8 protein-coding genes are annotated in these 13,598 nt (G+C 71.7%); 5 read left to right on the forward strand and 3 right to left on the reverse strand.

Annotation, left to right across the window (positions count from 1 at the left end; genetic code table 11):
- Positions 1-77: 77 nt before the first annotated feature.
- The 3 genes from ACIRRH_RS27825 to ACIRRH_RS27835 all read right to left on the reverse strand — a co-directional run bounded on the left by ACIRRH_RS27825 (position 78) and on the right by ACIRRH_RS27835 (position 9,132).
- Positions 78-3,227: an amino acid adenylation domain-containing protein gene (locus ACIRRH_RS27825; protein ID WP_403072807.1), complete on the reverse strand. Its 3,150-nt coding sequence runs from the start codon at positions 3,225-3,227 to the stop codon at positions 78-80.
- Entirely contained in the window at positions 3,224-7,225 is a 4,002-nt protein-coding gene (locus tag ACIRRH_RS27830; RefSeq protein ID WP_403072809.1) for an amino acid adenylation domain-containing protein, read from the reverse strand. The genes ACIRRH_RS27825 and ACIRRH_RS27830 overlap by 4 nt, the downstream gene beginning before the upstream one ends.
- A gap of 155 nt (positions 7,226-7,380) precedes the next feature.
- Complete coding sequence (locus ACIRRH_RS27835; RefSeq protein ID WP_403072812.1) at positions 7,381-9,132, reverse strand: condensation domain-containing protein; 1,752 nt, start codon at positions 9,130-9,132, stop codon at positions 7,381-7,383.
- A gap of 438 nt (positions 9,133-9,570) precedes the next feature.
- Between ACIRRH_RS27835 and ACIRRH_RS27840 the strand changes: the two genes are divergently transcribed.
- Genes ACIRRH_RS27840 through ACIRRH_RS27860 form a run of 5 tightly spaced genes read left to right on the forward strand, consistent with a single transcriptional unit; the run spans position 9,571 to position 13,590 of the window.
- Positions 9,571-11,088 carry an AMP-binding protein gene (locus ACIRRH_RS27840; protein WP_403072815.1) on the forward strand — a complete coding sequence of 506 codons (1,518 nt, stop codon included), beginning with the start codon at positions 9,571-9,573 and terminating at the stop codon, positions 11,086-11,088.
- The gene (locus ACIRRH_RS27845) at positions 11,085-11,348 is read left to right on the forward strand and encodes an acyl carrier protein (RefSeq protein WP_403072817.1); all 264 of its coding nucleotides are present in this window, start codon (positions 11,085-11,087) and stop codon (positions 11,346-11,348) included. The genes ACIRRH_RS27840 and ACIRRH_RS27845 overlap by 4 nt, the downstream gene beginning before the upstream one ends.
- Positions 11,349-11,350: 2 nt before the next feature.
- Complete coding sequence (locus ACIRRH_RS27850; protein WP_403072820.1) at positions 11,351-12,403, forward strand: anthranilate phosphoribosyltransferase; 1,053 nt, start codon at positions 11,351-11,353, stop codon at positions 12,401-12,403.
- Complete coding sequence (trpA, locus tag ACIRRH_RS27855; protein WP_403072823.1) at positions 12,400-13,203, forward strand: tryptophan synthase subunit alpha; 804 nt, start codon at positions 12,400-12,402, stop codon at positions 13,201-13,203. Before ACIRRH_RS27850 ends, trpA begins: the two co-directional genes overlap by 4 nt.
- 12 nt (positions 13,204-13,215) lie before the next feature.
- Positions 13,216-13,590 carry an ectoine synthase gene (locus ACIRRH_RS27860; protein WP_403072826.1) on the forward strand — a complete coding sequence of 125 codons (375 nt, stop codon included), beginning with the start codon at positions 13,216-13,218 and terminating at the stop codon, positions 13,588-13,590.
- Positions 13,591-13,598 lie beyond the last annotated feature (8 nt).

The raw sequence follows: 13,598 nt of genomic DNA on the forward strand, positions 1-13,598 counted from the left end.
GTGTTTCCGGTGGTGCCGGCGTTTCGTCGGGATGGGGGAGGGTGTGGACCATGCCGAGGCGCTTCCTGTGATCGCTGTCAGAGTCGTGTACGTGGTGAGAGATCCGGTACGGCCGCGGCGTCCGGGGCCTCCCTGAGCGCTTCGACCAGGCGCGCCGGCGTGGGTGCCTGGAACAGGGCGCCGAGGGTCAGTTCACGGCCGAACCTCACCCGCACCCGGTTGACCAGCCGGGTCGCGAGCAGGGAATTGCCGCCCAGCGCGAAGAAACCGTCGTCGACGCCCGCCGTGGGCAGGCCGAGTACCTCGGCGAACAGCGCGCACATCGTCTGCTCCGCCGGGGTTCGCGGCCCAGGCCCGGACGGTGCCGGGGCGAGGTCCGGGACGGGCAGCGCGGCCCGGTCGATCTTCCCTCTGGGCGTCAGGGGAAAGGCGTCGAGCGTGACGATCACCGAGGGCACCATGTAGTCCGGCAGCACCGCGGAGGCGTGCTCCCGCACCGACGCCGGGTCGAGCCCCGAGCCCGCGGCCGGGACGACGTAGCCGATCAGACGCCTGCCGGGCGAGGTGTCCGGGCCCGCGACCACGGTCGCCTGGGCGACGGCGGGATGCCCGGCCAGAACCGCCTCGATCTCGCCCAGCTCGATGCGGAAGCCGTGGAGCTTGACCTGCTCGTCCGCGCGGCCGAGGAACTCGAGTTCCCCCTCGGCGTTCCAGCGGACCACGTCGCCCGTGCGGTACATCCGCTCGCCCGGTTCGCCGAACGGGCACGGCACGAACTGACCGGCCGTCCGGCGGGGGTCGTTCAGGTACCCGCGCGCCACGCCCGCACCGGCGACGTACAGCACGCCGGCCACCCCCGGCGGCACCGGCGACAGCGCCTCGTCCAGGACGTACACCCGCCTGTTGTCCATCGGTCGGCCGAGGGGGACGACGTCGGGAACGGCCTCACCGGGGCGGAGCACCCTGCGCGTGGTGAACGTCGTGGCTTCGGTCGGGCCGTACCCGGCGACCACCACGGAGTTCGGACACCGTGCCAGGACGCGCCGTACCGCATCGGCCGGCACGATGTCACCGCCCGTCCACACCTGGCCGACCCGGGCCAGCGTGCCGGGGGACTCCTCGGCGAACACCCGGAACAGCCCGGCCGTCAGCCACAGCGCACCGACCCGGTGATCGACGATGAGCCGGTGGAGGTCCGAGAGCGCCAGCTCGCCGGGCGGGGCCACGACCACCCGGCCCCCGTTGAGCAGCGGCACCCACCACTCGTAGGTCGAGGCGTCGAAGGCGTGCGGAGAGTGTGCGAGTACTCGCGGGCCGTCCTCGCCGCGCCAACAGCGTTGCGCGGTCAGGCTGACGACGTTGCGGTGGCTCAGGGCCACCCCCTTCGGCGTGCCCGTGGACCCCGAGGTGTACAGGACGCACGCCAGGTGATCCGGTCGCAGCGGCACGACGGGGTCGGTGGTCGGCTCGTCGGCGAGGCCGGGGTCGGCGTCGACGACGACACCCGGTGTGCCGTGGGACAGCGCGTGGTCCCGGGTGGCCCGGTGGGTGAGCAGCACCGCCGCCCCGGTGTCGTCCAGGACGCGACGCAGTCGGGCCATCGGGGCCCGGGTGTCCAGCGGCACGTAGGCGCCGCCGGCCTTGCTGATCGCCAGGACCGACACCACCACGTCGGCGGAGCGTTCCATGAGCACGGCCACCGTGCTGTCGCAGCGGACACCCAGGGCGATGAGCCGGTGGGCCAGCCGGTTGGCCCGGGCGTTCAACTCCGCGTAGGACAGGGTGGTTTCCCCGCACACCACGGCGGGCGCATCGGGCGTGCGCCCGACCTCGGCCGCGAAGGCCAGCGGCACCGTCGGGTGCGGCAGCGGATGCGTGGTGCGGTTGCCGGCCACGACGGTCCGGTGCCGTTCCTCGGGGGTGAGGAGGTCAGGCCGCCCGATCGGCCGGTCCGGGTCGGCGGAGGCCACCGCGTTGAGGAACCGTAGGAACCGCTGCTGGTGGGCGGTGAGTTCGGCCTCGGAGTAGAGCGCGGGGTTCGCGTCGACGTCGAGCCGGGGCTCGGTGCCGTCGGAGCGGTCGTAGACGGAGAACGAGAGATCCTCGACCGGCCCGTTGGAGAGGTTGTGCACGGTGGCCCGGACGCCCGCGAAGTCCAGATGGTAGTAGAAGGACATGATGTTGACGACGGGCCCGAACAGGACCCGCTCCGACCGTGCCGGATCCAGCTCCCTGCGCAGGTCCTCGCTGCGGTGGCGCTGGTGCCGGCGCAGGGCGGCGACCTCCTCGGCCACGTGTCGCGCGAGTGCGGACAGACCCTGTTCCGGGTGCACGCGCAGCCGCAGCGGCACCACGTTCGCCACCATGCCGGGGACGGCCGGCACGGAGGAGCCGGTGCGCCCGGTCACCGGCATGCTGAGCACGATGTCCCGTTCGCCGCTGAGGCGGTGGAGGTACGCGGCGACCGATGCGGTGAAGGCGGTGGGCCAGCTCGCACCGGCGGGTCGTGCGGCCCGCCGCAGCGCGGCCAGGGTGGTCGTGTCGAGGGTGCTGGTACGGCGCAGGAAGCCGTCCGAGGCGGCCGCCGAGCGGCTGGCGAGGCTGACGGGATCAGGCCGGCCGGCCAGCCGGGCGGCCCAGAACGCCCGGTCCTGTTCGGGCTGTTCCGACGCGCGGTAGGCAGCGTCGTGCGCCAGCAGGAGGCTCAGCGGCCCGAAGGCCGGTCCTGCCCCGCCCCTGCCCTCGACCAGTCTCGTGTAGGTCTTGGCGACGCGGCGCGCGATGAGCGACATGCTGAAGCCGTCGACCACGATGTGGTGGACGCGCTGGTACCAGAGGAAGCGGTCCGGCGCGATGGTGAACAGGGCCTGGCGGAACAGTGGGTCTCGGGTGAGCCCGACCGGTGTGGACAGGTCGCTGCGCATCCAGTGCTCGGCGGCCCGCAGCGGATCCGGTGTCGACGTGAGGTCGACGTGGTGCATCGACCAGTCGGGCGACGGGGTGACGACCTGCCGGGGGCCCTCGGCACCGTCGGTGAGGCGAACGCGCAGCGACTCGGTCTCGTCCACCACACGCCGCACGGCCGTCTCGAACAGCTCCGCGTCGATCCGCCCGGGGATGTCCACGTACTCGCCGGTGTTGTAGGCGGGGCTGCCGGGGCGCAGGTGGTGGGCGAACCAGATGCCTGACTGCGCCGACGACAGCGGCAGCTCGTGTCCGTCGCTCATCCGAGCTCCTCCAGGATGGCCGACAGCGCGTCGGCGAAGGGCGCGACGTGGGGCGGCGACAGCATGTCGTGGTGGTTGCCGGGTACCTCGACCACGCTCAACGCCTCCCGGGTGCGTTCCCGCCACCGGGCGGGGACCACGACCGGGCCGGCGAGCGCGGGGTGGGCCTCGGCGCTCGTGAACAGGTGGATCGGTGTCCGCAGCCGTGCCGTTGACCGGTAGCGTCGGGCGGCGTCGCCGTTGGTGATGAAGACCCGCACCATGCGGCGCAGTTGTTCGGTGCGCACCCGCAGGGGAAGGCGCTCACGGGCGTGCGCGTCGTGGAGCAGCAGGGAGAGGGCGTCCTGTTCGTCGAGCTCGTGGAGGTCTCCGACGGCTCCGCCGGGCAGCCCGGAGGCGAGCGCGAACCGGGCTGCCCCGTGCGCGTCACGGTCGTCGGACGCACCGGTGGACCCGTGGTCGGACCCGTCCGTGGGTCGACCGGTGACCGCGGGCGCTCCGACGTCGATGATCCCGAGGAATCCCGGGGGGTTCCCCTGCTCCTCCAGCAGGCGGGCCATCTCGAAGGCGACCAGCCCGCCGAAGGACCAGCCGGCCAGCAGGTACGGGCCGTCGGGCAGTACGGACCGCAGCTCCCGCAGGTAACGCTGCGCCTGCTCCTCGACGGTGGCCAGTGGCGGCTCGTCGGTGTTGTAACCGACGGCCTCCAGGCCGTAGACGGGCCGGCCCCCGGCGAGTTCGGCGTGCCGTTCGGTGACCGGCTCGGTGAGGTGTCCGGCCAGGTGGAGGAAGGAGCACACGTCACCGCTCTGCGGATGCACCAGGATCAGCGGCGCCCTGCGGCGGTCTCCTTCGGCCAGCGGAACCACGAGCCGTCGCAGGGCCCGCGACGCGTTGGGCAGTTCCGCGCACAGACCCTCGACGGTGGGATGGCGGAACACCGTGTTCAGCGGCACGGTGACCCCCCACTCCCGCCGGATCGCCTCCACGAGCTCGACCGCCCTGAGGGAATGCCCGCCCAGCGCGAAGAAGTCGTCCCGGACGCCAACCCTCGGGGTGCCCAGCACGCGCTCCCAGATCCTGGTCATCAGGAGTTCCAGCAGGTCCCGCGGCGGTAGCGCACCCGCCTCGTGGCCGTGGCGGGCGGGCGCGGGCAGGGCCCTGCGATCCACCTTGCCGTTCGTGGTCAACGGGATCCGGTCGAGTGCGGTCAGCGTCGTGGGCACCATGAACTCGGGCAGGGTCTCGCGCAGGGAGCGCCGCAGGACCGCCAGGTCACCGGGCCGGTCCTGCCACACCAGGTAGCCGGCCAGTTCGGCGTCCGTCCCGCCGCCCCGCACCGTCACCGCGGCCCTGGCGACGCCGGGCTGCGCGCACAACGCGGCCTCGACCTCGCCCAGCTCGATGCGGTATCCCCGGATCTTCACCTGCTCGTCGGTGCGGCCGAGGAAGACGAGGCTGCCGTCCGGCAGGTACCGCGCCAGGTCGCCGGTCCGGTACAGTCGGCCGCCGTCGGCACCGAACGGATCGGGCACGAAGCGCTCGGCGGTCAGCCCCGGCCGGTTGGCGTACCCGCGGGTGACGCCGACCCCACCGATGTGGATCTCACCTGGTACGCCGACGGGTACCGGGGCGCCGGCCGGGTCGAGCAGGTAGATCCGGAGGTTGCCGATCGGCCGGCCGATCGGCACGGACCCTCCTGGCCGGGCCAGATCCCGTTCGGCGTCCACGCGCCGGGTGACACAGCCGACGGAGGCCTCGGTGGGACCGTAGCCGTTCCACAGCGTGGAGACCCTGTCGAGGAGCCGCCGGGCCAGGGCGGGCTGGAGCGGTTCGCCCACGCAGATCGCCTGGAACCGGCCACCCTGCCATCCGCCGTCCAGCAGCAGGAGCCAGGTGGCCGGTGTGGCCATGAGCGTGGTGACGCCGAACTCGCGCATCATCTCCGTCAGGCGCGGGCCGTCGACCGCGACCTCCGACGGGGCGATCACCACGCTCGCGCCCCAGGCCAGGGGCATGAGCACCTGGGGGACGATGACGTCGAAGGAGATCGAGGCCACCGAGGCGACGACATCGGCCTCGCCGAGGGCCAGCTGTCGGCCGCGGACCACCAGGTAGTTGACCACGCCCTCGTGCGGGACCAGCACGGCCTTGGGGCGGCCGGTCGAACCGGAGGTGTAGATCGAGTACGCCAGGTTGGCGGGCGTCGCGAGCGGTGGCAGCCGGTCCTCGGGCAGGGCCGCGATGAGCCGGGCCTCGGCGTCCATCCGCACCGTCGCGGCGTCGTGCTTCGGCAGCCGGTCGGCCAGGGAGCTCCGGGTGAGCAGCAGTGCCACTTCGGCGTCGGCGAGCATGAACGACATGCGCTGCGCCGGGAGGTCCGGGTCCAGTGGCAGGTAGGCGGCGCCCGACTTGAGGACGGCCAGCAGGGCCACGACCAGGTCCGCCGAGCGCGGCAGGCACACGCCGACCAGGCGTTCGGGACGTGCTCCCCTGGCCCGCAGGTGCCGGGCCAACCGGTTGGCGCGGCAGTCGAGTTCCCGGTAGGTCAGTCGCTCGGCGCCGCAGCGGACCGCCACCGCGTCGGGGGTCAGCCGGGCCCGCTCCTCGACCAGCTCGTGAACACAGAGGTCCCTGGGAAAGGCTTCGCCGGTGGCGTTGGCGGCCACCAGCAGCGCTTCGCGCTCGGCCTCGGTGAGCAGGCCCAGGCGCGAGACGGGACAGTCCGGATCGCCGGCCGCGGCGTCCAGCAGCCGGAGGTAGTGGCCGACCAGACGCTCCACGCTCGCGCGGTCGAACAGATCGGTGTCGAAGGCCACGGTCCCGGTCGTTCCGGTCGACCGGTCGGCTATCACCAGGCTGAGGTCGACCTTGGCCGTGCCGTTGTCGACGTCGATCCGTTCGACCTCCGTCCCCACCAGCCGGAGGGGGGCGGTCGGGTCGGTCAGGCCGGAGAACATCACCTGGAACAGCGGGTTGCGGTCGAGACCGCGGGCCGGCCGCAGTTCCTGCACCAGCCGTTCGAACGGCACGTCCTGGTGCGCGTAGGCGTCCACGGCGGTACGGCGGACCCGATCGAGCAGCTCGGCGAAGCTCGGGTCGCCCGAGAGGTCGGTGCGGATGACCACGGTGTTGATGAACGAGCCCACCAGCTGGTCGAGTTCCGGACGGGTCCGGCCCGCGACCGGCGTGCCGACCGCCACGTCGGACTGCCCGCTGTAGCGGGCGAGCAGGGCCTGGAACGCGGCGAGCAGCGTCATGAACATCGTCGCGCCGTGCCGCCGGCCCAGCAGCCGCAACCGCCCTGCCAGTTCCTCGGGCACCGTGAAGGCGATCCGCTCGCCCCGGCCCGCGCGGACCGGTCCGCGCGGACGGTCGGTGGGCAGGTCCAGCGGCGACAGCCCGGACAGCTGTGCGCTCCAGTAGTCCAGTTGGCGCTGCAGGCGTTCGCCGGAGAGCCAGGCCCGCTGCCAGTGGGCGAAGTCCGCGTACTGGATCCGCAAGGGGGGCAGCTCGTGCTCGCGACCTTCCAGCCGGCTCCGGTACATCGCCGACAGGTCGTCCCACAGCAGCGGCATCGACCAGCCGTCGACCGCGATGTGGTGGACGACCACCACCAGGACGTGTTCGTCCTCGTCGACCCGCAACAGTGATGCGCGCAGCAGCGGGGCGGTGGCCAGGTCGAACGGGCGCAGGATCTCGGAGTGAACGAGATCGAGGACCAGCTGCGTCCGGCGTTCCGCGGGCTCGGTCCGGAGGTCCGTGACGGGCAGGTCGAGCGGCCGGGCCGGCTCGACCGAGGGGGTGGGACGCCCGTCCTGCTCGGAGAAGGCGGTGCGCAGGACTTCGTGGCGCCGCACCAGCTCGGTGAGGCTGTGGCCGAGGGCGGCCACGTCCAGCGGGCCGTGCAGCCGGAAGACCTCGTGGACGTTGTACATCGCGGGGCCGTCGGACAGCCGCTCGATCAGCCACATGCGCTCCTGGGTGAACGACGCCACCTGCGCGCCCTCCGGGCGGGGTGGGACCGCGGCCCCGGGCTCGCCCTCAGCGGCCCTGCTCCGGGCCGCGCGGACGCGTTGATCGAGCAGGGCCCGTGTGGTGGCCGGCGTGGAACCGGTCGGCTGGCCGGGCTCGGGTCGGCTGTGCTCTGCCTTCACGGGTGACGGGCCTTTCCGGCGGGAAGCGATTCCGCTTCGGCGGCGGCGCCGAGGTCCGCCAGCAACGCCGCGTCGATGCCGCCGGCGAGTTCGGCGACGGTCGGGTGGTAGAACAGCAGGGTGACCGGCAGTTCGAGGTCGAGTGCCCGGCCGAGTCGGGACATGACCTTCGATGCGAGGAGCGAATGGCCGCCCAGCTCGAAGAAGTCGCTGTGCACGCCGTCCGGGGTGACACCGAGCACCTCGGCCCAGGTCTCCAGCACGAGCAGCTCCGTCTCGGTCTCGGCCCTGGAGACGGGAGCGCCGACCCGGCCGGCATCGGACTGCGGGGCCGCAGGCTGCCCGGTGGGAGTGGCGGGAGCGATGGGAGCGGGGCGGCTCACGCGGAGGCCGGGAGGGGTCTCCCACGCCGATACCGGCCGTTCGGGCCTGTCGACCAGATGATCGAGCAACGCCCTGAAACCCTCGGAGAGTTCCCGCACCGTGTCGCGGTCGAAGAGGTCGGTGGCGTAGCGGATGACGCCGGCGAAGCTGTCGCCGAGGTCAGTCATGGAGACCTCGATGTCGAACTTCGCCACGACGTTCGGAATCTGATGGTCACTCACCTCGATCCCCGGGAGGCCGGACGGAAGCGCGGGCGGATCCTCCAGCTGGAACATGACGGTGAACAGCGGGTGTTGGCCGAGATCGCGCTCGGGCCGAAGCTCCTGCACCAGCCGTTCGAAGGGGACGTCCTGGTGGGCGTAGGCCTCCACCGCGCACCGCCGTACCCGGGCGAGCACGTCGGTGAAGCCGGGGTCGCCCGACAGGTCGGTGCGCAGGACGAGCGTGTTGACGAAGAAGCCGACCAGCGGCTCCACCTCGATCCGGGTCCGCCCGGAGATCGGCGTCCCCACCGTCACGTCGGCCTGTCCCGTGCAGCGCGCGAGCAGAACCTGGAAGGCGGCCAGCAGCGTCATGAACGGCGTCAGCTCGTGGGCGCGCCCCAGTACGCGTATGCGGTCGGCGAGTTCTGCGGGGATCTCGATCTCGACCTGGTCGCCCCGGCCTGACCACACCGCGGGGCGCGTTCGGTCCGTCGGGAGCACCGACGGACTCAGGTCGGCCAAGCGCTTTCGCCAGTAGGCGAGTTGGTCCAGCAGTGCTGTTCCATCCTGATGGCTCCGTTGCCAGTCGGCGAAATCGGCGTACTGGACGGGCAGGTCCTCCAGGGCGATCGGCCGGCCGTGTACGGCGGCGCCGTACACGGCGGCGCCGTACACGGCGGAGAACTCCTGCCACAGCACCGGCAGCGACCATCCGTCACACGCGATGTGATGGATCACCAGGATCAGCAGATGGTCGTCGGAGGCGGTGCGGATCAGTCGGGCCCGCAGCATCGGAGCGGTCCCGAGGTCGAACGGGGTCGCCAGGTCGGCGGCCACCAGCTCCCGGGCCCGCTGCCAGGCCTGCTCCGCCGAGGTGTCCGTCAGGTCGGTGATCGTCGGCACGAAGGTCTCGACCGGCTCCGTGACGTGGCACGGGCCGTCCTCGGAGTCGACGATCCTGCCGCGCAACACCTCGTGGCGCCGCACGACTTCGGTCAGCGCCCGGACGAGCGCCCCCTCGTCCAGCCGGCCGCGCAGGCGAACCGCGGTCGGAACGTTGTGGTCCGGCCGACCCGGCCGCAGCCGATCGAGGAACCACAGCCGCTGCTGGGCGAAGGACAGCGGGGTCGGAGCGTGCGCGCACTGATCGGGACCAGGCATGACGGATCCACCTTTCACGGCGATCGGGAACGCTTCAGCGCCCCGGAAATCCCCTCGCCTATTCGCTACTTCGCGAACAGTACGGCGGATACTAGGCAGCTCCCGTCTCACTCCGCAAGACTGAGAAGAGGGCTGCAGGCATCAAGACAATATTGACGCCGGCCCACGGGAACCCTTATGTAGATCGAACACGCTCGATGGCTGGCATCGGCACGGCAAGCCGTGGCACCCCCTCTGACGTGCCGCCATGGCGCCGATCGAACACCCCACTTCCGTGGGCGGGCGCCACGTGATAATTCTTCTGTCGCCAGGTTGGCGGCCGGATGAGCCCCTTTCGTGCCGGGCCTTCATTGTTCCGAATGAGATCGGTGAACCCGTTGCATGAACTCATCCGTTGTATATGGACTCACCCCGTTGCGTGAACTCGGAGAAGTCGTGATGCAGCAGCAGAGCCTGGTGGGTTCATTCGTCTCGCACGCCACCAGCCACCCCGGTGATCCGGCGTTGGTATGGCGCGGAGAAGAGACGACCTACCGTGAACTCCACCGGCTGGCGGAGCGGGAGCGCGCACGGATCGCCCGGCTCGCCCCGGGCGAGGACGAGCCGATCGGCATCCTGGCCGCCAAGTCACCCTCGGCGATCGCCCTGGCGCTCGCCTGCCTGATGGAAGGGCGTCGCTTCCTGCTGCTGCCGGCACCCACGCCGGAGGGGAGAACGTCCCACGCGTTGGTCGAGCAGGCCGGAATCCGGCACGTCCTGTCGCCGGAGAGCCCCGAGGCGCCCACGCCCGGGCCGGGCGCCTCGGACCGGCCGGCGCAGCCGAAGGCGCCGCGCCGTACGGAACCCGCCGACGTCTCCTTCATGTTCACCACCTCCGGCTCCACCGGGCGGCCGAAGATCGTGCCACTGGGTACGGGGGCGGTGGACCGCTTCACCACCTGGGCCGGCGAGCGGTTCGGCATCCGTCGGGGAACGACGGTCCTCAACTACGCCCCGCTCACCTTCGATCTGTGCCTGCTGGACGTCTGGACCACGCTCAGGTACGGCGGCCGCGTCGTCCTGGTCGATCCGGCCCGGGCCACCCACCCGGGCCACCTGCTGGACCTCGTGTCCCGCCACGCGGTCCAACTCGTCCAGGCGGTACCGATGTTCTACCAGCTGCTGGTCGAAGCGACCGCGCGGAGCGGCCGGCGGCTCGACACGGTCGAGCACGTCGTCTTCACCGGCGACAGCATGCCCGCCCGCTGCCTGGCCGAACTCCCCCGCCTGTTCACCGGCGCGCGGCTCTACAACGTCTACGGCTGCACCGAGACCAACGACAGCTTCCTGCACGAGGTCGACGGCACCGAGCCGGCGGACGGCCCGGTGCCGATCGGACGCCCGCTGCCCGGAGTCCACGCCGTGATCGTCGGCGACGACGGCGGGCTCGTGACCGGACCGGGAACCGGCGAGCTCCATGTCGCGACGCCCTTCCAGACCGACGGCTACCTGGACCGGGAACAGGACGCGGACAAGTTCGCGACCCACCACCACGAAGGGCGGACGCGGCGCTACTTCCGCAGCGGCGACCTCGTGCGGCGTGACCGGGACGGCCGCATCACCCTGGAAGGCCGGAACGACCACCAGGTCAAGGTCCGCGGCGTGCGGGTCAACACCCATGAGGTCGAGCAGGTGTTGCTCGACCATCCTGACGTCGTCGAGGCGGCCGTGGTGGCCGTGCCCGACCCGGTGGCCGGCCGCCTGCTGCGGAGCGTGGTCCGCCGCGCCCCGGACAGCCGGCTGAACTCGCTGGCGCTGCGCCGGCACTGCGCACAACGGCTTCCGCTCACCGCGGTCCCCTCGACCCTGCTGATCGTGGACGACCCGCTGCCCAGGACGTCCACCGGAAAGATCGACCGCACGCCCATCGAGCGCGCCTGCTCCCCGTCCCAGCCAAACGAAGGAACGGCCACGTGAAACACGCCGCGGTAGTCACGCAGTTCATCATCGAGGAGTTCCTGCCGGACGTCGGCGCGAGCGAGCTGGACTCCGACTACGACCTCGTGGACGGCGGGGTCATCGACAGCCTCGGCCTGCTCAAGACGATCGCCTGGCTTGAGGACCGCTTCGACCTGCGCGTCGAGGAGTTCGACCTCGACCCGGACAGCTTCCGCTCCGTCGGCTCGATCAGCAGGTTCATCGAACGGGCCCAGCAGCACCGGACGGACTCCCACTAGTCATGCACGAGGTGCTGCGAGCGCTGATCGACCGGGACCGCACCGTCGATCAGGAGATGTGGGGGTCCTTCTGGGACCAGCTGCGTGACGGCGCTCTCCGGCCCGGCGAGACGGTGGCGCTGCTGTCCTCGCTGTCCACCCGGATGCCCGGCCGGGACACGCTGGTCGGGATGCTCCGCTCTCTGGACGAGCGACGGCCGGCCGTCGCCGCGCGGCTGGACGACACGACCAACACGGCCAACATCGTCGGCACCGGAGGCGGGCCGGCCACGTTCAACATCTCCACCGCGGCGGCGTTCGTCGCCGCGGCCCTGGGCGTCCGCATCGTCAAGACGGGATCCCGCGCCTATACGAGTACCTGTGGCTCCCACGATCTGCTCGACCGTCTCGGCATCGGGACGACCACCTCGTACGAGCAGACCGACGCCCTGCTGGAACGCTTCGGCATCGCCTTCCCGGGGAACTTCGTCTACCCGCGGGAGGTGGCGCTGCTGGCCCGGAGCATCGTGCCGATGGACCTGCGGATGATCGGCGGATTCATCAACTCCGTCGGCCCCTTCCTGGCCGCGGTGCCGGTCTCCGCTCAGCTCGTCGGCGTCTCGGACCGTTCGCTGTTGCCGACTCTGGGCCATGTCGCCGCCACCGTTGCCGACCGGAGGATCTGGCTGTGCTCCAACGAGCTGGGAATCGACGAGCTCGTCAGCTCCGTCGACAACGTCGTCCTCACCAATGACGGCACCGACGGGATCCGGCTGCGGGCCGAGGCTCCCGGTCCCGGGCCCGGCGCGATCGCCGAACTACGGCCGGCCGGAGGAGGAGCGGACGTGGTCGACCACTTCCTCGGCGTGCTCTCCGGAGACGGGACGGGTCTCGCAACGCGGACCGTCTGTCTGAACGCCGCCGCACTGGCTGTCGCGAGCGGGCTGATCGGCGAGTGGCCGGAGGCGGTCAGGGCGGCCGACGACGCCCTCCGCAGCGGCGCCGCACGCGACCTCGTCGACCGCTTGCGTGCGCAACCGGCGCGCCGCGTGGCGGCTACGGCGCGTGCGCGGTGAGCGGGTTCTTCGCACGCCGGCCACCGGACCAGCCCGGCCTGGCGATGTTCCTCAACGCCGGAGACCCCCCGCTGCCCGTACTGGCCGACGTCATGCGGATGCTCGACGACTGCCGTGTGGACTGCCTGGAGCTGGCGGTGCCCTTTCCCCACTCGGTCACCGACGGGCCTGTCATCCGCCGATCGGCGCAGCGTGCCCTGGCCGACGGCGGCGGACTCGACGAGGTGCTCGGCTTCCTCAGCGGGATCCTGCCCCGGCTGCGCCACCTGAGGGTGGCACTACTGGCCGACTGGAGCCACACGGTCAGAGACCTGACCGTGCCCGGCTTCGTCCGGCGGGTCGCCGACTCGGGCGTCGACGGGCTGCTGGTCCACGGCCTGCCACCGCGGCTGCGGGCCGACTGCCTCGAAGCGGTGCGGGAGGCGGGGCTGCCCATGGTCGCCACCTGCTACGCCGCGTCGGCGGTCGAGGTGAAGGCCGCGGCCGCCGAGTGCGCCACCGCGTACCTGTACCTGGTGGCCCACTACGGCCGCAGCGGCGGCAAGCTCACGGCCGACCACCAGGAGCTGGCCGCCGCGCTGGCCGCACTGCGGAAGACGACCGCCGTACCGATCGCCGTCGGATTCGGCGTCCGCTCCAGGGCGGACATCGACCTGTTGCACGGCCTCGGCGCCGACGCCGCGGTCGTGGGCAGCGCCGGGGTCGCCCGAATCGAGCAGGCCCTCGCCGAAGGGGCCGACGTGGTCGAGGAGTTCCACACCTTCGTGCACACCATTTCGCCGTATTCAGCAAGCCGCTAGGAGGCACACCCGATGATCGTCCGACGCCTTGACGAGGTGACGACCGTGGACTGGGGCAACGGGCTCAGCCGCAGGTTCCTTCTCGAATCCGACGGCCTGGGATACACGATGACGGACACCACCGTCCGTGCCGGCACCAAGTCGAGGCTGGAGTACCGCCGCCACCTGGAGGCCTGCTACTGCATCAAGGGAACGGGTGAGGTCGTGGACGCCACTGGCACGTCCCACCCGATCGAGCCGGGCACGCTGTACGCGCTCGACCGGCACGACGCCCACTTCCTGATCGCCGGCCAGGACGAGGACCTCCGCCTGGTGTGCGTGTTCTCGCCCGCGTTGCGCGGCGACGAACGCCACGACCTGGACTCAGCCGATTTCTCCCAGTACTGACAGGACTG

The sequence above is a fragment of the Kitasatospora sp. NPDC101235 genome (assembly GCF_044767505.1).
Lineage (GTDB): Bacteria > Actinomycetota > Actinomycetes > Streptomycetales > Streptomycetaceae > Kitasatospora.